Raw genomic sequence first — 20,735 nt, 5'->3', positions numbered from 1 at the left:
GGTCTTGACAAGGCTAACCGATTCGATGTGTAGTTTTCAATATGTAAAACACGGTTTCATTATTTGGAACTAACATAAAAGTGGGATCAAAGGGAGGACACCATGAATTCCATGTTCAAGCGCACTGCAGCAGCTTTGGCGGCCAGTGTGGCACTTGCCGCGCCCGTTGCCGCCGAACTGACCGGCGAGCTGCGCATTTTCCTGGACACATCGAACCCGGCGCCGCGCGCGACGATGGAGGCGATGATCGAACGGTTCGCAGCCAAACATCCGGGGCTTGAAATCGAAACCACGGTGATCGACCGCGAAGCGTATAAAACGCAGATCCGCAACTTCCTGACGGCAGATACACCGGATGTGGCCAACTGGTACGCCGCCAACCGCATGAAGCCATACGTTGAGGCTGGCCTGTTCGAAGACGTCTCCGACCTGTGGGCCGAACCCGAGATCGGCGACAATCTGGCCTCAACCAAAGGCGCGATGACCATCGACGGCAAGCAATGGGGCGTGCCCTATACCTACTATCAGTGGGGCGTTTACTATCGCAAAGACATCTTTGACGAGCTGGGCCTGAGCGAACCCACCACCTGGGAAGAAGAACTGTCCAACTGCCAGAAGATCGTCGATTCAGGCCGCGCCTGTTATACGATCGGCACCAAGTTCCTGTGGACCGCCGGTGGCTGGTTTGACTACCTGAACATGCGCACCAACGGGTTCGACTTCCACAACCAGCTCGCCAATGGCGAAGTCAGCTGGGAAGACGACCGGGTCAAACAGACCTTTGCCAACTGGAAGCAGCTGATCGACATGGGCGCGTTCATCGACAACCACCAGACCTATAGCTGGCAAGAAGCCCTGCCCTTCATGGTCAACGGTGAAGCCGCCGCATATCTGATGGGCAACTTCGCCGTGGCGCCGCTGCGCGAGGCGGGCCTGACGGATGACCAGCTGGACTTCTACCAGTTCGTCGCCATCAATCCCGATGTCGAACTGGCCGAGGATGCGCCGACCGATACGTTCCACATCCCGTCCAACGCCTCGAACAAAGAAGCCGCGCGTGAGTTCCTGCGCTTCGTCGTCTCGGCCGATGAACAGACCGAGATCAACAACGGTGCGAATCTGGGCCAGCTGCCGGTGAACGCGCAGTCGAAAGTGGATGACGACAAGTTCCTGCTGCAAGGCTTTGAGATGCTGTCCTCCAACAGCCCCGGCGGCGTCGCCCAGTTCTGGGACCGTGACGCCCCTGCGGAGATGGCCAAAGTCTCAATGGAAGGCTTCCAGGAATTCATGGTCAAACCCGACAATCTTGACCGCATTCTCGCCAAACTTGAGCGGGCACGCGGCCGGATTTACGAGAACTGATCCGGGCAGACCGGGCCCCGGCCCGGTCTGATCCAAATTCTGCGTAAGGCGGGTTTCAACCCGCCTTACTCCTTCGACCTAATCTCCGGGTATCCGCATGTCTGCCGTCGAAATCCCTGAACAGGAAAGCTGGTTCCACAGAAATCAGCAACGCATCGCGCCCTGGCTGTTCCTGGCCCCGGGCCTGCTGTTCTTCATGGTCTACGTGATCATACCGGTCTTTCAGTCCTTCAACCTGTCTTTGTACGAGTGGGACGGGCTTGGCGCGGCTGAATATGTTGGGTTCCGAAATTACGAGGACCTCTATTGGGAATGGGTCGACCGCGACGCGTTCTACACCTCGCTCAAGAACAACCTGATCTGGCTGATCCTGTATCTGGCCGCGATCCCGGCGGGTCTGTTCATTGCGCTATTTCTGAACCAGACGGTCTGGGGAATCCGCCTTTATAAATCGCTGTTCTTCTTCCCCTTCGTGATCTCACAGGTTGTCGTGGGCCTCGTCTTCACATGGTTCTACGACCCCACGTTTGGGTTGCTGAACGAGTTTCTGGGCATCTTCGGCCTCGGCCCGCTGAACGTGCTGGGGGATGAGCGTTTCGTGACCTATGGCATCATCTTTGCCGGTCTCTGGCCGCAAACCGCCTATTGCATGATCCTGTACCTCACCGGCCTGAACGCCGTGGACCCCGAGCAGATCGAAGCCGGGCGTCTGGACGGGGCAAAGGGCCTGCGGATGCTGTGGCACATCATCCTGCCGCAACTGCGCCCCGCCACCTTCATCGCCTTTGTCGTGACCATCATTGGCGCGCTGCGCTCCTTTGATCTGATCTCGATCATGACGCAGGGCGGGCCTTTTGGGTCGTCCCGCGTGCTGGCCTATTACATGTTCGAGGTCGCGCTGTCCGAATATGGCTTCCGTATGGGATATGGCGCAGCCATTGCCGTGGTCCTGTTCCTGATCATGCTCTGCTTCATCGCCTACTTCCTGTGGTCGATGTACCGCGAAGAAAGGGGGCATTAAGATGTTTCCCAAACCCATCGAAAAACAATCTCGGCCGGCGCAGATCACCTATCAGGCCATGCTGCCCATCGCCTTGCTGCTGTGGCTGGGGCCACTGCTGGCGGTGGCGCTGTTCTCGATCAAACCCGCGTCGGATTTCACCAATGCGAACTATTGGGGCCTGCCCTCCAGCTTTGAGGGCGCGTTCAACTATGGGCAGGTGTTCTTCAACTCGGACATGCCGCGCTATCTGCTGAATTCGTTCATGATCACCATCCCAACGGTGATCGGCGCAGTGGCGCTCAGCTGCATGACCGGGTTCGCTTTGGGCATCTACAAGTTCAGATCGAACCTCTGGATCTTTTTCATGTTCGTGGCCGGGAACTTTGTGCCGTTCCAGATTCTGATGGTGCCAGTGCGCGATCTGACACTGGAACTGGGACTTTACAACACCAAGACCGGTCTGGTCCTGTTCCACATCGCCTTCCAGACCGGGTTTTGCACACTGTTCATGCGCAACTTTATCCGCGCGCTGCCCTTTGAACTGATCGAGGCCGCACGGGTCGAAGGCATCAGCGAGGTTCGTATCTTCTGGTACGTGGTCCTGCCGCTGATGAAACCAGCCATCGCCGCGCTCAGCGTGCTGATCTTCACCTTCATCTGGAACGACTATTTCTGGGCCGTGGTGCTGACACAAGGCGCCGAAAGCCAACCCGTCACTGCGGGCATCACCAGCTTTAACGCCCAGTTCCGCGCCGCCTATCAACTCATGAGCGCGGGCTCCATCGTCGCAGCGCTGCCGCCTGTGGCCATGTTCTTCCTGATGCAGAAACACTTCATCGCGGGCCTGACGCTGGGGGCTGTGAAATGACGTCAAACCAGAGGTTTGCAACATGGTAAAGATCGCCTTTGTCGGAGCGGGCTCAACGATCTTCATGCAGAATATCGTCGGGGACGCCTTGCTGACCCCATCGCTGGCTGACAGCCACTTTGCCCTGATGGATATCGACGCCGAGCGACTGGCCGAAAGCGCAACCGTGGCCAAAGCCATGATCCGATCCGTCGGGTCTGGTGCCACCGTCACCACCCACACCGACCGCCGCGCGGCGCTGGATGGTGCGGATTTCGTGATCACCGCCTTTCAGGTCGGGGGGTATCAGCCCTGCACCGTGACGGATTTCGAAATCCCCAAGCAATACGGGCTGCGCCAGACCATTGCCGACACGTTGGGGGTCGGAGGCATCATGCGCGGCCTGCGCACCGTTCCCGTTCTTTGGGACATCGCGCAGGACATGATGCAACTATGCCCCGGTGCCACCCTACTGCAATACGTCAACCCGATGGCCATCAACACCTGGGCCCTGGCCGAACAATTCCCGGCCTTGAAACAGGTAGGTCTGTGCCATTCCGTCCAGAATACGGTCGAAGAACTGGCCCATGATCTGGACCTGCCCAAACAAGACATCCGTTACAAGGTCGCCGGTGTGAACCACGTCGCCTTCTTCCTGCGGCTGGAGCATGAGGGGCGAGACCTTTACCCCGCGCTGCGACAGGGCTATGCCAGCGGTCAAATCCCCAAATCGCCCCTGCTGATGCCGCGTTGCCCCAACAAGGTCCGGTATGAGGTGATGGATCATCTGGGCTATTTCTGCACTGAAAGCTCGGAACATCTGGCCGAATATGTGCCGTGGTTCATCAAAGACGGACGGCAGGACCTGATCGAGCAATTCTCAATCCCGTTGGACGAATACCCGACCCGTTGTGTCGAGCAGATCGCCAGTTGGAAAGAACAGGCTAAAACCCTGACCGATGGGCGCGATATCGAAGTGACCCGCAGTCACGAATTCGCGGCGGATTTGATGAACGCCATCGTCACCGATACGCCTTATGTGGCCTATGGCAACCTGCCCAACACGGGCCAGATTCCGCAATTGCCGCTGGGTGCTGCGGTTGAAACCCCATGTCTGGTGGACAGCAATGGCGTTCAGCCTTCGGTCGTCACCGACATCCCGCCACAACTGGTCGCGCTGATGCGCAGTCAGATCAACGTACAGGAACTGACAGTCCGCGCGCTGGTCGACCAGAACCCCGAACACATCTATCACGCCGCGATGATGGACCCGCACACCGCAGCCGAGCTGGACCTGCGCCAGATCCGCAATCTGGTCAGCGATCTGCTGACCGCGCATTCTGACTGGTTGCCGGACTGGTGCCAGCCCGCCAAAGCCGCTTGAAAGGGGCCTAGCCAATGACCAAAAAACGCCGTTCAGAACATTGGTACGGAAAGTTGGACAAGGACGGATTCATCCACCGCTCGTGGATGAAAAACCAGGGCTTTCCCGATCATGCCTTTGACGGGCGTCCGATTATCGGCATCTGCAACACGTGGTCGGAACTGACACCCTGCAACTCGGGCCTGCGCGATCTGGCCGAGGGCGTCAAACGCGGCGTGTGGGAGGCGGGGGGCTTCCCCGTCGAATTCCCAGTCATGTCGCTGGGCGAGACCCAGATGAAGCCGACCGCCATGCTGTTCCGCAACCTGCTGGCCATGGATGTCGAGGAGTCGATCCGCGCCTATGGCATTGACGGTGTTGTCCTTCTGGGCGGGTGCGACAAGACCACACCGGGGCAACTGATGGGCGCGGCCTCGGTCGATCTGCCGTCAATCGTGGTCAGTTCCGGCCCGATGCTGAACGGCAAGTTCAAAGGCAAGGATATCGGCTCGGGCACGGATGTATGGAAATTCTCGGAAGAGGTCCGCGCCGGAGAAATGACCCTGCAGGATTTCATGAACGCGGAATCCGGCATGTCGCGCAGCAAGGGCGTGTGCATGACGATGGGCACGGCCTCGACCATGGCATCGCTGGTTGAGGCGATGGGCATGTCCCTGCCCACCAACGCCGCCCTGCCCGCCGTTGACGCCCGCCGCATGGCGCTGGCGCATCTGACCGGCAAGCGGATTGTCGAGATGGTGGACGAAGACCTCAAACCCTCGGACATCCTGACCAAAGAGGCGTTCGAAAACGCGATCCTGACCAATGCCGCCGTGGGCGGATCGACCAACGCAGTGGTTCACCTGCTGGCGCTGGCGGGTCGGGTCGGCGTCGACCTGACGCTGAAAGACTTTGAAATCGGATCGGAAATTCCGCTGTTGGTGAACTGCATGCCATCAGGCAAATACCTGATGGAGGATTTCTGTTATGCCGGTGGTGTTCCGGTCGTGCTGAATGAACTGAAACCTTTCCTGCGGCCTGCGACAACCGTTCTGAACAAGGACATTTCGGCCCATTATGAGGGTGCCGAGTGTTACAACAGCGATGTCATCCGCCCCTTCAACGATCCGGTGAAAGCTGCGGCGGGTCTGCGCGTTCTGCGCGGCAATCTTGCGCCGAACGGAGCCATCGTGAAACCCTCGGCAGCGACAGATGAATTGCTGGAAACCGAGGCCGAAGCCTTTGTGTTCGAAAGCATCGAAGACCTGAAGGCCAATATCGACCGCGACGACCTGCCGGTCACGCCCGAAACCATTCTGGTGCTAAAAGGCTGCGGCCCCAAGGGCTATCCGGGCATGCCCGAGGTCGGCAATATGCCGATCCCGGCCAAGCTGGTCAAAGAAGGCGTGCGCGACATGATCCGCATCTCGGACGCGCGCATGTCGGGCACTGCCTTCGGCACCGTCATCCTGCATGTCAGCCCCGAGGCACAGGCGGGCGGCACGCTGGCGCTGGTCAAAACCGGCGACCGCATCCGTGTTTCCGCCAGCAAGGGCGAACTGGAACTGCTGGTGGACGACAAAGAACTGGACGCCCGCCGCGCCGCATGGCAACCGGACGATCCGCATTACACGCGCGGTTACGCCCGACTTTACATCGATCACGTGCTGCAAGCCGATCAGGGCGCGGACCTTGATTTCCTTGTGGGCAAAGACACCCGCCTTGTCACCAGAGAGAGCCACTGATGGACCAACCTGCCACCTTCCACGATCTCAACGGGGCCTCGGTCTATATCACCGGCGGTGGCTCGGGCGTTGGCGCCGCGCTGACGGATGGCTTTCTGGCCCAGGGGGCCAATGTGGCGTTCATCGGCCGGTCTGACGCCAGCGGGTTTGTCGAAGAGATGCGCGACAAACACGGACGCGCGCCCTTGTTCATGCAAGGCGACATGACCGATACCGAATTGCTGCACGCCACGATGCAAAAAGCAGCCGAGGCGCATGGGCCTTTGAACGTGCTGGTCAACAACGCCGCCAACGACAAGCGCCACTCGCTTGAGGAAACCACGCCTGAGTTCTGGGACTGGATGATCGAGGTGAACCTCAAAGCCTATTACTTTGCCTGTCAAGAGGCCGCGCGGCAGATGACAAACGGGGGCGCGATCATCAACTTCAGCTCGATCAGCTACATGATGGGCAATGCGGGCTATCCGATCTACACGACGTCGAATGCCGGGATCACCGGTATGACCCGGTCGCTGGCGCGCGAGCTGGGTCCGCAGAACATCCGCGTCAACGCGCTGGCCCCCGGCTGGGTTCTGACGCAAAAGCAGCTGGATATGTGGGCCACGCCCGAAGATCTGGCGGCGCATATGGACCGCCAGTGCCTGAAAGAACATCTGACGCCCCAAGACATGATTGCACCGACCCTGTTCTTGGCCTCTGCGGCCAGCCGGGCCATGACCGGGCAATGTATGGCCGTCGACGGCGGCGTTGTCGTAACGGGGTAGAACCATGAATACCGAATGGATTGCTGTCGATTGGGGAACCTCTCATCTGCGGGTCTGGGCCATGCAGGGCAGCACCGCATTGGATCAGGCACAGTCGCACAAAGGCATGGGCCGTGTGGACAGGGACGGGTTCCAACCCGCCTTGTTCGAACTGATCGAGGGTTGGCTTGGCGATGCGCCGGTTGACGTCATCGCCTGTGGCATGGTCGGTGCCCGGCAGGGCTGGGTCGAGGCGCCCTATTCGGCCGTGCCTTGCGCACCCACCCCGGTTGCGCCGTTTCGCGTGCCCGGAACCGATCCGCGCATTCGCGCCTTTGTGGTGCCCGGATTGAAACAGAACACGCAGCCTGACGTGATGCGGGGCGAAGAAACGCAGATCGCGGGCTTTCTGGCCACCCGTCCAAACTGGGACGGCGTTCTGTGCCTGCCGGGGACTCATACCAAATGGGTGCAGGTCAGCGCCGGAGAGGTCGTCAGCTTTCGCACCTTTTTGACCGGCGAGATGTTCGACCTATTGTCCGCGCAATCCGTTCTGAGGCATTCGGTGGGTCAGGGTTGGGACGATGCGGCCTTTGCCGAGGCAGCCGCCGATGCCCTGTCCAAACCTGAACAACTGGCGGCGCGGCTGTTTGGCCTGCGCGCGGCAGATCTATTGCAAGGTCAGGATGGTGGCAAAGCGCGCGCGCAATTGTCGGGCTATTTGATCGGTGCCGAGTTGGCCGCCACGCGCCCTTATTGGCTAGGTCAACAACTGGCCCTGATCGGGGCCGAAGGGCTGACCACCATCTACGCCAAAGCCTTGCAACAACAGGGCGCATTTGTCGAAACCGCCAACAGCACCCAATGCACATTGGCTGGCCTCTTGCAGGCCCGCAACCTGACGAGGCAAACCGCATGAGCCGCCCTATCATTGCCATCCTGCGGGGCCTGACCCCGTCCGAAGCCCTTCCCGTCGGACGCGCCCTGATTGACGCGGGGATCGACAAGATCGAGGTCCCTTTGAACTCGCCCGATCCGCTTGAGTCGATCGGAGCTATGGTTGACGCCTTTGGCAGCCACGCCCTGATTGGTGCGGGCACTGTTCTGACGACCGATCAGGTGGATGCAGTGGCGCAAGTGGGCGGCAAACTGATCGTGTCGCCAAACTGCGACACGCAGGTGATTTCCCACACACACAAGCTGGGTTTGGAGAGCTGGCCCGGCATCTTCACCCCAACCGAAGCCTTTGCCGCCCTTCAGGCCGGCGCGACGGGGCTCAAGCTGTTTCCCGGCGCGCTGGCTGGCACCGCAGGGCTGTCGGCCATGCGCGCGGTGCTGCCCAAGGGCACGCAGGTCTATGCCGTGGGCGGTGCAGGGCCCGAGAATTTCGATCAGTGGATCAAGGCCAGCGCGGATGGGTTCGGCATTGGCTCGGCTCTGTTCAAGCCCGGCATGACGGTCGGTGACGTCGCCGACCGCGCGGCAAAGATCGTCTCGGCCTATGATGAGGCCGCCGGATGAGCACCGTCTTTGACGACCGCCCCTGCGAGCTGGGCGAAGGCCCCCTGTGGCATCCCGAACGACAACAGCTTTTCTGGTTCGACATCCGCGGCAAACGGTTGATGACCCGTGAGAACGGCAAGGCCCAAAGCTGGCAGTTTGACGAACATGTCTCAGCTGCGGGCTGGGCCGACATGGATACGCTGCTGATGGCGTCTGAGACGGGACTGTGGAAATTCAACCTGACAAGCGGTCAGAAAGACCTGATCACCCCGCTTGAGGCAGATAACCCGATCACCCGATCCAATGACGGCCGCGCCGATCCCTGGGGCGGGTTCTGGATTGGAACGATGGGCAAAAGCGCCGAGCGCGGTGCAGGGGCGATCTATCGCTATTGGCAGGGTAAGCTGCGGCAGTTGGTTCCGAATGTCACGATCTCGAACGCCATCTGTTTTGCTCCGGATCGATCCTGCGCCTACTTCGCAGATACGGCTACGAAACAGGTCATGCGCTGGCGTCTGAACCCTGAAACCGGCTGGTCTGCGGGTAAAGCGGAGGTTTTTCTGGACCTGCGAGACGAAGGGTTGAACCCCGACGGGGCTGTGGTCGATACGGACGGCAATATCTGGATTGCCCAATGGGGGGCCTATCGCGTGGCCTGCTACGCCCCCGATGGCGCGTTTCTGAACGCGATCCCGTTTGACGCCGCGCACACCTCGTGCCCCGCCTTTGGCGGTGCTGACCTGACGACCCTGTTCTGCACCACCGCCCGCGAAGGGCTGGACGCAGACACGCTGTCCACACACCCCACCAATGGCATGGTCCTTGCCGCCCCCGGCGCAGGCAAAGGGCAGGCCGAACACAGAGTCCTGCTATGACCCCCGAACTTGGCGTTTGCTATTATCCCGAACACTGGCCGGAGGAGACATGGGCCAGCGATGCCGCGCGTATGGTCGAAACCGGCCTCAGCTGGGTGCGGATCGGCGAATTCGCATGGAGCAGGCTCGAGCCCACCCCCGGCGATCTGCAATTCGACTGGCTCGACCGCGCGGTCGAGGTGCTGGGGGCGGCTGGCCTCAAGGTGGTGATGGGGACACCCACGGCAACGCCGCCACGCTGGATGCTGGACAAGCACCCCGACATGCTGGCCGTGGATGAACAGAGCAACCCGCGAAAGTTCGGATCGCGCAGGCACTACTGTTTCAGCCATCAGGGCTATATCGAGGAATGCGCGCGTATTGCCCGCATCATGGGGGACCGCTATGGGCGCAACCCGCATGTCGCTGCGTGGCAGATCGACAATGAATATGGCTGCCATGACACCACGATCAGTTACAGCGCGGTTGCGTTGCATGCGTTCCGCACATGGCTGGCCGATCAATACGGCACGATTGACGCGCTGAATGCGGCATGGGGCAATGTGTTCTGGTCGATGGAATATAACAGCTTCGATCAGATCGACCTGCCCAACCTGACCGTGACGGAACCCAACCCCGAGCATGTACTGGCCTTCCGCCGGTTCAGCTCGGACCAGGTGGCGGTGTTCAACAAGGCGCAGGTGGATGTGCTGCGCCCGCTGACCGACGCACCCCTGCTGCACAACTACATGGGTCGGGTTCTGGAATTCGACCATTTCAAGGTGGGGGCGGATCTGGATATTGCCACATGGGACAGCTATCCCATCGGCTTTCTGTCAGACCGGCTTGAGGTGGATGAGGCGCATAAAACCGCCTATTTGCAGCAGGGCGATCCCGACATGCAGGCGTTTCACCATGACCTCTACCGCGCGGTCGGACGTGGCCGCTGGTGGGTGATGGAGCAACAGCCCGGCCCCGTGAACTGGGCACCTTACAATCCCGCGCCCCTGCCCGGCATGGTCCGTCTGTGGTCGCTTGAGGCTGTGGCCCATGGGGCCGAAGTGGTCAGCTATTTCCGCTGGCGTCAGGCCCCCTTCGCGCAAGAGCAGATGCACGCAGGGCTGTTGACCCCTCAAGACGCCCCCGCCCCGGCACAGGCCGAGGCGCGTCAGACCGCCGATGATCTGGCACAGATTGGGGATGTGGCGCAAACGCAGGCCGAGGTTGCGATTTTGTTCGACTACGCCTCAGACTGGGCATGGACAACCCAGCCGCAAGGGGCCGGTTTCAACTATTTCCGGCTGGTCTTTGCCGCCTATCGCGCTTTGCGGCGGGCCGGGTTGTCTGTCGACATTATCTCGGGCGCGGACGCCAATGCCTCGGGTTACAAACTGATCCTCGCACCGGGTCTGGCCACCTTGGATGAGACGTTTGAACAGCGGGCTGATCTGACAATACTGGGACCGCGCAGTGGGGCGATCACGCATGATTTCCAAATCCCCGAAGCCGGACGGCCGGGTCTGCCCGGGCTGGATTGCAATGTGGATCTGGTCGAGACCCTGCCCCCCAACGTGCAGCGCGACGTGGTTGGCGGCGGCGCGGCGCAGCATTGGATCGACCGTCTGTCCGGTAGCGCGCCGGATTTGCTGACCTATTCAGACGGCATACCAGCGCTGAAAGGGGAAAACAGTCTGTGGTACCTGTCCGGCTTCCCCGATGAGGCGCTGTGGGATCGGGTGGTCCAACTGGCAGCCACAGAGGTGGGCCTGACCCTGCATCCCTTGCCCGCTGGCCTGAGACGGCGTGAGACGGCCCGGCATGTGTTCCTGATCAACTACAACGCCGTTCCTGTGCACTGGAACGGCGTTGAGGTTGCAGGCTGCGACGTAGCCATCCTGAACAAAGACGCGCCCGAAAAGCTGTAACTCTTCGGGCGCGCGGTTCACTCACCCACCTTGTGGGCGATCAATCGCTTTGCAGGCTATTTGGGTCAAACGCCCCGCCGAACCCGCCATTGCTGACGGGTGGGTCTTCGGCCTCGGATTCCTCTTCTTCATCCTCGCCGCCCAGCGTGTTCGGTGCAAAGACATTGCCAAACCCGCTGTTGTTGGACGGCTTTGGCGCGGATTGGGCACCCTCTTGCTCGGCCTGTTCCGCCTCGCGCTGTTTGCGGCGTTCCTCGCGCTGCTTGCGCAGCTCCTGAATGCGCTGTTCGGCCTCCAGTTGCTTTTGGGCGCGCACATCGGCGATGCATTGGCCGGGGTTATAGGCGGTTGCGGTGCCCACGACGGTGATCGTAGCCACAGCAAAGACGACCACCAGAACAGCGGCCATGTTCCCGGCAAAAAAGCTGGGCAGCTTGATCTTGCCTGCCAGTTCCTCAACCGTGGCCTGTTTGCGGGCCGCTGCGACCAGTTCCTGCCGTTTCAGCTTGGCCTCGTTCAACAGGGCAAAGAACACGGTCAGCGCCACGATAATAAAGGCCAATGCCGAGATCGAGGGCGTGATGCCATACCGTACCTTTTGCGCCAGCTCGATCGTCAGCGTCGGATATTCACCAAAGGTGAAGGTGGTGGTGTTGTAGTTCTCAAACGAGGCCAGAAACGCCAGCACCGCAGCGGATGCAATCGCGGGTCGCATGAAGGGCAGCAGGATTTTACGAAACGCCTGCGCGTGGGTCGCGCCAAGGTCCAGCGCGGCCTCGGTCAGGGCAATGTCATAGCGTTGCAACCGCGCTACCAGCACCAGCATGCAATAGCTGGCAATAAAGGTGGATTGGCCGATCACCGTCAGGAAAATCCCGTTCGACAGTACGCTGTCCGCGCCCAGCCCCAGCATCCGGCTGATACGGTCCCAGAACACCAGCGTCGAAATACCCAGCACCACACCGGGGATCAGGATCGGCGCAATGATGATGGTGTAGTAGGTCGCGCGCAGTTTGGGCCAGATCTGCGTCAGCATCAGCGCCCCGGCAAGGCCCATCGCCACCGACAGAACCACCGTACCCGCCCCGATGATCAGAGAGTTCTTGATGCCGTTCAGGATGCGCTGGTCCTGAAACAACTCTCCGAACCACTGGAAGGTCAGGCATTCCCAAGGCGTCATCCGCGGAAATTCCGAGGAATTGAACGCCGTCACCGACATGATCACCAGCGGACCCAGCAGATACAGGAAGAAGATCGCCAGATAGACCCAGATACTGATGCGGAGGAAAGACAGGTTCATTTCCCGATATCCCCCATATTCACCTTGAACAGGCGCATCACGGCCAGCACGAACAGGATACAGGTCACCAGCAGCACGATGGCGTAGGCGGCCCCCTGCGGCCAGTCGTTATTGTCGTTGAACTGCTGATAGATCAGCTGCGTGAACCACAGGCTGGACGGCCCGCCCAGAATCTGCGGCGCGGCCAACGCACCGGCCGACAGCATGAAAACCATCGTACAGCCCGAGCTGATCCCCGGTTTGGCATAGGGGATGACCACCCGCCAGTGGATGCGCCACCAGGGGGCACCCAGATCGCGCGCGGCCTCAATCTGATTGTGATCCAGACTTTCGATCACGTTGTAGATCGGGAAGATCATCAGCAGGATGTAGGCATAGCCAAGCCCCGCATAAAGCGCGATGTCATTGCGGATAAAGTCAAACGGCACGTCCCAGATGCCCAGGCCCACAAACAGCGAATTCAGCACTCCGGTCTCACCAAAGATAATCCGCAAGGCAAAGGCCCGCAGGATTTCGTTGATCCAGTAGGGAATGATCAGCATGATCGCAAAGATGCGGATATGGCTGCCCTTGGACTGTCCCAGGTAGTAGGCGATGGGATAACACAGGATTAGGTTGAAGATCGTCACACAGACCGCTGCAACAAGCGTGCGGAAGAACACGCGCAGATCGACCGAGTTATAATCCTGACTGCCACCTTCGGGCCCATAGATCAGGTATTTGTAATTCTCGAGCGTATAGACGTCCTTTGGCCCACCGATTTCAGGCGGGGGCAGGTTGGGACGGAATGAGAAATCCAGCATCGACAGCTGCGGCAGGATGATCAGTCCGATCGTCCAGAAAATCACCAGACCCAGAATCGTCAGCCCCATGCCGGTGCCGTTGCGGTTGAAAAATTCTTTCAGGAAACGAGGCATCTGCTAGGCCCCCTATTCCGCCGCCAGCTCACCGGCTGGCACCAGAACCGCGTTGCGGGTCTCGTATTCCAGCCGGATGGTCTGGCCTGTGTGATCCTCAAATGATTGACCCACATTTGGCAGGGAGACCTTGATCTCTTTCCCGCCTTCGCCTTCCGTGAAGATGTTGAAAGCGTTGCCTTCGAACTCTTCATGCTTGACGCGGGCCGTGACGCAGTGATCACCCGGCGCATCATTAGACGCGATGGCAAAAGCCTCGGGTCGGATGAACATCATCGCTTCGTCCCCTTCGCGCATTTTGCCCTGATTGGCGGTTGAAATCCGCGCCATCAGATCGCCGGTGCGGTTGGTCGAGATCACGGCCTCAGTCCCCATGACCTGCTTGATCTTGCCGCGGAACACGTTGTTTTCACCGACGAATGAGGCCGCAAAGGCCGTGTTCGGGTCGTTATAGATGGTTTTTCCATCGGCGATCTGGTCGATCACACCCGCGCGCATGACGGCGATATTGTCCGACATGGTCAGGGCCTCACCCTGATCGTGGGTGATATAGATGAAGGTGATTCCGACCCGCTGCTGAATCTCGCGCAGTTCCGTCCGCATATGCTGGCGCAGCTTCAGGTCCAGCGCCGAGAGCGGTTCATCCAGCAACAGCACATCGGGTTCCGCACACAGAGCACGAGCAATGGCCACACGCTGACGCTGGCCGCCCGACAGCTCACTGGGCAGTTTGTCCCCCTGCCCCGGCAGCGCGATCATGTCCAGCAACTCATCCGCGCGCTTGCGACGTTCCTTGGCGCTGGCGCCTTTGATCTCCATCGAAAAGGTAATGTTTTCCCACACTTTCATCAGCGGGAAGAGTGCCAGGTTCTGAAAGATCAGTGCCGTGGGACGCTTGTTCGGACCAATCCCACGCATATCCTTGCCGCCGATCAGGACCTTGCCCTCGCTGGGGTCAAGAAACCCGGACACGGCCCGCAGGATCGTGGTCTTTCCACAGCCCGAGGGGCCAAGGAAGGAAAAGAAATCGCCCCCGTTGATATTCACGTTGGCGTCGCGAACGGCAACGAAATCGCCAAAGCGAATCCACAGATTCTCAAGATCTACACCGACCCCTGCACTCATTTTGGTATCTCCGTCAGATGCGGGTGGTGGCCGCACCAAAATAGGGTCCGTCACGCCAAAACGGCGCGCGGGTGGATAACCCCCTGCCACGTGGCAGAGGGTTGTTTTTCAAAGCAATCAGGCGCTTTTGAACTTGTTGACGAACTCGGTCCGCGTTTCCGCATACCACGGGGCCTCGGCCGGCCACGGGTTGAGGTTGGCCAGCGAGTCGCCCGGATAGGCTTCGGCAAAGTTCTTTTTGTAGGTGTCGCCCGAATACTGATCGGCACCCAGAACCGGCGAGTTATAGCCGTGGCTGTCAATCGCAACACCGGCCGGTTTCGCCTGATAGGCAAAGTCGATGAAGGCATAGACCTGATCGACATTGGTGGCACCTGTGGGCATCGCGATACCGTCAACCCAAGCCATCGCGCCTTCGACCGGGGCCTGATAATGCACCGGCTCGCCTGCCGATTTCAGCGCCAGTGGCGGGCCGTCCCAGGTCTGTCCAACAACCACACCTTCGTTCAGCAGACCGTTTTTCTGGGTATCCGCGTCGTTCCAGATCAGCTTGATCCGGTTTTTGCGGTCAATGCACCAATCGGTGATCTGACCCCAAACTTTGCGCATGGTGTCTTCGTCGCCATAAGCGGCCCAGACCGAGCCCGGCTCCATCTCGCCCGCGGCTTCCATATACAGACCCGCACCCAGCATCATCGAATGCGCACGGCCCATTGTTTTACCCGCGTTCTCTTCGGACCAGACGTCGCCGTAGGACGGCGCGTCGCCCTCGGGCAGCCACAGGTCGGTGCGATAGGCAATGCCTTCGGTGCCCCAGATATGCGGCAGCCAGTGCACGCCGCTGTCGGCAAAGTTCCAGGCATCCGTGCCAATCGCCGCCATCGCCGGGTTCACCAGATCAATCGGCACCTTGTTCATGTCAAAGGGCTGCAGCAGCTCAAGCGGCTCCCACTGCAGGGACCGGTTGTTGGTGGGCGAGACAATGTCAAAGCCCTGGCCCTTGGTGGCCTTCATCTTGTTGATGATTTCTTCGTTCGACCCGATGCCGGTATAGTTCACCTTGATCCCGGTCAGGGTTTCGAACTCCTGTAGGAAAGTGGGCGGCAGATAGTCCGACCACATCAGAATGTTGATCTCACCCGAGGATGCCAGTGCGCTTTTGCTGTAAAGCGGTGCAGCCAGCGCTGCCGCGCCTGCGCCCTTTAGCACCGTGCGTCTGGAAAGCGTTTTCCGTTCAGCCATTGTCGTATCTCCCGTTGTTGGTCTTAGTCGTTTTTTGTTGTGTGAATGCAGGTTAGAGCTTTGCGATACCGCTGTCAGTCCAAAAGTGACAGTTACCGGTTTCGGCGCGTCCAGTTTGCAATCGTTTGAAACAGAACCGGATTCAAGTCCCGGTCCGTTTTGCATCCCGATACCATAAGACGGGAATTCTGAATCTCAAACCAAATCCGCGCTGTGCGCTGATCGAAGCGTTGCAACCAGTGTTGCGACGACCTGTCTCACCCGGGACGCTTAGTATATGATAGCGCTATCATTTTTCCTGCTACGCACCCGATCAAACACTACCCGAACCCGGTAAGACACCGAAAACCCCGGATAAAACTGGCAAAATCGCTGCCATCCTGATAGGTGCAGCACACCCGTTCAAACAGGTTCTGACCATGCAATATTCCCGTTCCGATTTCCCCGCAGACTTCCTGTTTGGTGTGACCGGTCCCGATCAGGTGGAAACCGCCCCTCAGACATTCGACACACTGCGCGATACTGGATTTGATTGTGTGCACATTGCCCTGAATTGGGCGCAAGTTTCACCGGCCGACCAAGGGCAGACAACCCCCGATGCTCTGGCCCACTATGATCGGTTGATTGATGCGCTGCTTGAACGGGGGCTACGCCCAAGCGTGGTGTTGTACGATGGAACTCTGCCTCCGACGCTGCTGGATCAGGGCGGGTGGCGGAACCGCGACATCTGCCATTGGTTCACCGAATACACCGAGACAGCGATGGGGCACCTTGGCGATCGGGTGTACAGTGTTGCGCCGTTCAACCCGCGCCAGACGTTGCGCGCGGTCAGTTTTGCCAGCGACCCCCGCACTGCGGCGCGGTCCGTGCATCACATGTTGCTGGCCCAAAGCCACGCGCTTGGGGCTATGCGCGGGTTGGGGCTGACGAATCTGGGTGCCATGGCAAGCCTGTCGGTTTCCAATGACATCGTCCTTTCAGCATTTTCGGAGGGCGTGTTGGACAAAGCGTATTCAAAAAACACGCTGACCCGGTTCGAGCCGCATTTGCCAACGGGCTGGCAGGATGACTTTGCCAGCATTGGTACCAAGACGGATTGGCTGGGCCTCAGCTTTGACGCCCCAAACGCGCTGAGCGCCCTGCCCCCAACCCCGCTGGATCAGCCCCTTGTTCTGATCAATGAAGGGCACAGAGACGCCGATTTCACCGATACACTTGCGGCGGTTCATGGTGCTGTGACACTGGGGGCATCTGTCCAGGTGCTTATCATGCCGTGGCACAAGGATCGGGATTTGTCCGCCCTGAAGCCCCTACTTGCGGGGTCCAATGTCGCGGTGCCCCTTGCGCAAGGTGCAGGGTCACTGCGGGATCACTGGAACCTGGTGGCGGATATCGGCGGCACCAATACCCGTTTGGGCGTCGTCACACACGGCAAGCTGACGGATCTGCGCAAATACCCCACCGGCACGCTACCCGACTTGCTCAACGCGTTTCACAGTCTGCGCGATGAAATCGGCACCGATCCCCGCGCTGTCGTCGCCGCCGGGGCAGGACCCGTAAGGGATGGTGTAATCCGATTGACCAACGCCAATCTCGATCTGGCCGAAGATGACATCGGCGCTGCCACAGGCGCGCAGCATACGTTTGTAATCAACGACTTTACCGCAGCGGCCTGGTCTGTTGCCGAGATCACCGGCGACGATGTCGAGGTGCTGCAGGGCGCGCCCACCCCGCCCATCGGAACCCGGCTTGTGGTTGGGCCCGGAACCGGCCTTGGGGTCGGGGCGCTGCTGTATTCCGAGGGTCGCTATCACACCGCGTCTGGCGAAGGGGGGCATATCGGCCTGTCTCCGCGTCATGTGGATGAGGTTGAAATCTTTCGCGCCGCCCGCCACTTTGCGCCCGAGTGCTTTTTCGACGACACATTGGTGCTTGAGGCTGAAATGTTCCTCAGTGGCACAGGTCTGCCCATCCTGTATCGGGCCGCTCAACTGGCCTCGGGCCAAAGCGAAACCACACAACGCAGCGCCCGCGACATTCTGGAGGATGCTCGCGCCGGTACTGATCCAATCGCCATCAAAACCGCCGAACTCTTTACCACCCATCTGGGTGCCGTCATGGGTGACCTCGCGGTCGTTCTGATGCCCGCAGGCGGGGTTTTCCTCGTGGGGGGCGTCGCCGAAAAGAACCGCTGGCTGTTTGGCGACCGTTTCCGTGCTGCGTTTAACGCGGGTGGCCGGTTCAGCGATTTACGGCAATCCTTCAACCTTTATGTTTCGGAACAGGATGAATTTGGCATTGTTGGCGCTAACAACTTCTGTAAGGCTGCCATCGAACGTTAAAGCGCCGTATTGAGTTCCGCGCGAAAGAAAGGACCCCCGCATGATCCTGTGCTGCGGCGAAGCCCTGATCGACATGATCCCCGCCCCAACCGTTTCAGGGGGCGACGGCTTTGTGCCCCATTCGGGCGGCGCCATTTTCAACACTGCCATCGCATTGGGGCGTCTGGGCGCGCCTGCCGGTCTGTTGACGGGCATATCGACGGATATGTTTGGCGCGCAGCTGGCCGATGCCTTGCAGGCCAGCCACGTGGATGGCAGCCACCTGATCCGCTCGGACCGCCCTACAACGTTGGCATTTGTGCAGTTGAAGGACGGGCATGCAACTTACACGTTCAACGATGAAAATTCGGCCGGACGCATGCTGACGCCCGCAGATATGCCCGATCAGCTGAATGCGGTCTCGGCCCTGTATTTTGGCGGAATCAGCCTGGCCTGTGAGCCCTGCGCCGACGCCTATGCCGCGCTTTTGGAACGGCAGGGGGCGGATCGGGCGGTGATGATCGATCCGAACATCCGCCCCGATTTCATCAGGGACCAAACCCGGTATCGCACACGCCTGAACCAGATGATCGCACAGAGCGACATCCTCAAGGTTTCGGACGAGGATCTGAACTGGATCATCCCCGGCCCCGAACGCCTTGCCGACAAGGTTCCGCTGTTGCTGCAGGCCGGGCCTGCCGTTGTCATTGTGACCCGTGGCGGCGATGGTGCCTCCGGGTATCTGGCCGATGGGTCCGAAACCTCGGTCCCGGTGCGCCCGGTTCAGGTTGTCGACACTGTCGGCGCCGGCGACACGTTCAACGCAGGCGTTCTGGCCGAGCTGGAAAGCGGCGGTCACCTGACCAAATCCGCCTTGCGCACCCTTACCGCTGACCAATTGCGCGCGGCTCTGGCCAAAGGGGCCGAAGTGGCCGCCGTTACCGTATCGCGTGCAGGGGCCAATCCCCCCTGGGCGCATGAGCTCTGATCCACAAGGGACCACCATGAAACGCTCTGACATCAACGCCATCAAAACCGAGGCCGAGGCCTTTATCCGCTCGTTCGGCGCAGTTCTTCCGCCCTTTGCCAACTGGACCCCGGACGAGATGCGCAGCGACAAAGCCGCAGTTATCCGGGACCGGGGTCTGGGCTGGGACATCACCGACTACGGACAAGGCCGGTTCGATGAACTGGGCCTGTTCCTGTTCACCCTGCGCAATGGCGATGTTGCCGATCTGAGCAGTGGTCGGGGGATGCTCTATGCGGAAAAGCTGCTGATCTCTCGCGTCAATCAACTGTCGCCGATGCACCGCCATATCATCAAGGCCGAGGATATCATCAATCGCGGCGGCGGTGATCTGGTGATGGAGATCTACGCCTCGGACCCGCAGGGCGGTATCGATCGCGACACGCCGGTTGTCGTGCCCAGTGACGGCTGCGCGGTCACGATCACACCCGGTGAGCTGTTGCGTCTGAAACCGGGCGAGAGCGTCACGTTGATGCCCGGGGTCTGGCATGCGTTCTGGGCGGAAAAGACGGATTGTCTGATTGGTGAGGTTTCGACCGTCAATGACGACCGCACCGACAACGTGTTCGAAGACCCGATCCCCCGCTTTGCCTCGATCGAGGAGGACGCCGATCCTGATTTCCTGTTGGTTGCGGACTATTATGGATAAGCCCCTTTTCCAGAAGGGGAAAATCGCTGTAATATGGGTGTGGAAACCGGAAAAGGACCGCGCCCATGGTCACAAAAGCCGAACTTGAAGCCCAGGTCGCCGATCTGCGCCGTCAATTGGCCGAGCAAACAAGCGCCGCTGAAAAAGCGACAGCGGCACCGCACCATGACACGGTGGCTGACAAGATTGCCGAAAATATCGACAACTGGTCGGGTCAATTGGAAGAGGCCCTGACCGAGCTTGAAGACCTGCCGCATAACCGGCCCATTCTGTTTGCTCTGGGCATTTTCACGCTTGGCTATCTGCTGGGCCGGTCCCGGTAGGAGCTGACCATGAGCCGTATTTCACGAAACATCTCGATCATTCTGCGCGCTGAACGGCTGATCGCACAGCGCCATGTGGCCGTGGCCGCGCGGCGCACGGGGTTTTATGCAGCAGCCGGGCTGGCGGTTGGACTGGCCGTCGTCATGCTGAACATTGCCGGGTTCTTTTGGCTATCGGCCACACTGTCGAAACCGGCTGCCGCGCTGATTTTGGCCGGGGCCAATCTGGTGCTGGCGCTGTTGCTTGTGATGCTGGCCAACACCCAAGACGCCCAGGCTGACACAACCGCCGCGGTCGAGCTGCGGGATATGGCGCTGCAGGACATTGAATCTGAGGTCAAAGACACTCTGTCCGACGCAAGGGGCACCATGGCGGGCCTGCGGCGCGACCCGCTGGCGGCCCTGTCGCCCGATATCATCAGTACCGTGCTTGGGGTTTTGGTCCGATACGCGCGGCGGCGGAAATCCAAGCCCGAGGAATAGTGG

At 60.0% G+C, this 20,735-nt stretch carries 19 protein-coding genes; 15 read left to right on the top strand and 4 right to left on the bottom strand.

Annotated elements, in window-relative coordinates; genetic code table 11:
• The first annotated feature begins 102 nt into the window (after positions 1-102).
• The 10 genes from ACRZ94_RS19215 to ACRZ94_RS19170 all read left to right on the top strand — a co-directional run bounded on the left by ACRZ94_RS19215 (position 103) and on the right by ACRZ94_RS19170 (position 11,345).
• A complete protein-coding gene (locus ACRZ94_RS19215) occupies positions 103-1,362 on the top strand; it encodes an ABC transporter substrate-binding protein (protein WP_480798087.1) in 1,260 nt (419 codons plus the stop codon).
• Between the two features lie 97 nt (positions 1,363-1,459).
• Positions 1,460-2,383: a carbohydrate ABC transporter permease gene (locus tag ACRZ94_RS19210; protein ID WP_480798086.1), complete on the top strand. Its 924-nt coding sequence runs from the start codon at positions 1,460-1,462 to the stop codon at positions 2,381-2,383.
• Between the two features lies 1 nt (position 2,384).
• Complete coding sequence (locus tag ACRZ94_RS19205; RefSeq protein WP_480798085.1) at positions 2,385-3,233, top strand: carbohydrate ABC transporter permease; 849 nt, start codon at positions 2,385-2,387, stop codon at positions 3,231-3,233.
• Between the two features lie 22 nt (positions 3,234-3,255).
• A complete protein-coding gene (melA, locus tag ACRZ94_RS19200) occupies positions 3,256-4,596 on the top strand; it encodes an alpha-galactosidase (RefSeq protein WP_480798084.1) in 1,341 nt (446 codons plus the stop codon).
• A gap of 14 nt (positions 4,597-4,610) precedes the next feature.
• Positions 4,611-6,320, top strand: a complete 1,710-nt coding sequence (locus ACRZ94_RS19195; protein ID WP_480656268.1) for an IlvD/Edd family dehydratase — start codon at positions 4,611-4,613, stop codon at positions 6,318-6,320.
• Positions 6,320-7,084: an SDR family NAD(P)-dependent oxidoreductase gene (locus ACRZ94_RS19190; RefSeq protein ID WP_480656270.1), complete on the top strand. Its 765-nt coding sequence runs from the start codon at positions 6,320-6,322 to the stop codon at positions 7,082-7,084. Before ACRZ94_RS19195 ends, ACRZ94_RS19190 begins: the two co-directional genes overlap by 1 nt.
• 4 nt (positions 7,085-7,088) lie before the next feature.
• Positions 7,089-7,982, top strand: a complete 894-nt coding sequence (locus ACRZ94_RS19185) for a 2-dehydro-3-deoxygalactonokinase (RefSeq protein ID WP_480656272.1) — start codon at positions 7,089-7,091, stop codon at positions 7,980-7,982.
• Positions 7,979-8,584, top strand: coding sequence for a 2-dehydro-3-deoxy-6-phosphogalactonate aldolase (locus ACRZ94_RS19180; RefSeq protein WP_480656274.1), 606 nt, complete (start codon positions 7,979-7,981; stop codon positions 8,582-8,584). Before ACRZ94_RS19185 ends, ACRZ94_RS19180 begins: the two co-directional genes overlap by 4 nt.
• Positions 8,581-9,441, top strand: a complete 861-nt coding sequence (locus ACRZ94_RS19175) for an SMP-30/gluconolactonase/LRE family protein (RefSeq protein ID WP_480798083.1) — start codon at positions 8,581-8,583, stop codon at positions 9,439-9,441. Before ACRZ94_RS19180 ends, ACRZ94_RS19175 begins: the two co-directional genes overlap by 4 nt.
• The gene (locus ACRZ94_RS19170; RefSeq protein ID WP_480798082.1) at positions 9,438-11,345 is read left to right on the top strand and encodes a beta-galactosidase; all 1,908 of its coding nucleotides are present in this window, start codon (positions 9,438-9,440) and stop codon (positions 11,343-11,345) included. The genes ACRZ94_RS19175 and ACRZ94_RS19170 overlap by 4 nt, the downstream gene beginning before the upstream one ends.
• Before the next feature lie 40 nt (positions 11,346-11,385).
• On the opposite strand, the gene ACRZ94_RS19165 is transcribed toward ACRZ94_RS19170, so the two are convergent.
• The 4 genes from ACRZ94_RS19165 to ACRZ94_RS19150 form a co-directional block, all read right to left on the bottom strand.
• Positions 11,386-12,645 (bottom strand): ABC transporter permease, encoded by a 1,260-nt coding sequence (locus ACRZ94_RS19165; RefSeq protein WP_480656280.1) that lies wholly within the window; start codon positions 12,643-12,645, stop codon positions 11,386-11,388.
• Complete coding sequence (locus tag ACRZ94_RS19160; protein WP_480656282.1) at positions 12,642-13,562, bottom strand: ABC transporter permease; 921 nt, start codon at positions 13,560-13,562, stop codon at positions 12,642-12,644. The genes ACRZ94_RS19165 and ACRZ94_RS19160 overlap by 4 nt, the downstream gene beginning before the upstream one ends.
• A gap of 12 nt (positions 13,563-13,574) precedes the next feature.
• Positions 13,575-14,687 (bottom strand): ABC transporter ATP-binding protein, encoded by a 1,113-nt coding sequence (locus ACRZ94_RS19155; protein ID WP_480656284.1) that lies wholly within the window; start codon positions 14,685-14,687, stop codon positions 13,575-13,577.
• 117 nt (positions 14,688-14,804) lie between these two features.
• Positions 14,805-15,929 (bottom strand): extracellular solute-binding protein, encoded by a 1,125-nt coding sequence (locus tag ACRZ94_RS19150; protein WP_480798081.1) that lies wholly within the window; start codon positions 15,927-15,929, stop codon positions 14,805-14,807.
• 419 nt (positions 15,930-16,348) lie between these two features.
• Between ACRZ94_RS19150 and ACRZ94_RS19145 the strand changes: the two genes are divergently transcribed.
• The 5 genes from ACRZ94_RS19145 (at position 16,349) to ACRZ94_RS19125 (ending at position 20,732) form a co-directional block, all read left to right on the top strand.
• Positions 16,349-18,271 carry a family 1 glycosylhydrolase gene (locus ACRZ94_RS19145; RefSeq protein WP_480798080.1) on the top strand — a complete coding sequence of 641 codons (1,923 nt, stop codon included), beginning with the start codon at positions 16,349-16,351 and terminating at the stop codon, positions 18,269-18,271.
• Between the two features lie 40 nt (positions 18,272-18,311).
• Positions 18,312-19,238 (top strand): carbohydrate kinase family protein, encoded by a 927-nt coding sequence (locus ACRZ94_RS19140; protein ID WP_480798079.1) that lies wholly within the window; start codon positions 18,312-18,314, stop codon positions 19,236-19,238.
• A 16-nt stretch (positions 19,239-19,254) separates the two neighbouring features.
• Complete coding sequence (locus ACRZ94_RS19135; protein ID WP_480798078.1) at positions 19,255-19,926, top strand: D-lyxose/D-mannose family sugar isomerase; 672 nt, start codon at positions 19,255-19,257, stop codon at positions 19,924-19,926.
• A 65-nt stretch (positions 19,927-19,991) separates the two neighbouring features.
• A complete protein-coding gene (locus ACRZ94_RS19130; RefSeq protein WP_480656294.1) occupies positions 19,992-20,249 on the top strand; it encodes a hypothetical protein in 258 nt (85 codons plus the stop codon).
• A gap of 9 nt (positions 20,250-20,258) precedes the next feature.
• A complete protein-coding gene (locus tag ACRZ94_RS19125) occupies positions 20,259-20,732 on the top strand; it encodes a hypothetical protein (protein WP_480656295.1) in 474 nt (157 codons plus the stop codon).
• The last annotated feature ends 3 nt before the right edge of the window (positions 20,733-20,735 follow it).

The sequence above is a fragment of the Ruegeria sp. CH10 genome (assembly GCF_056537125.1).
Note: the sequence above shows the minus strand (reverse complement) of the source record. Positions and strands in the feature narration are given on the sequence as shown.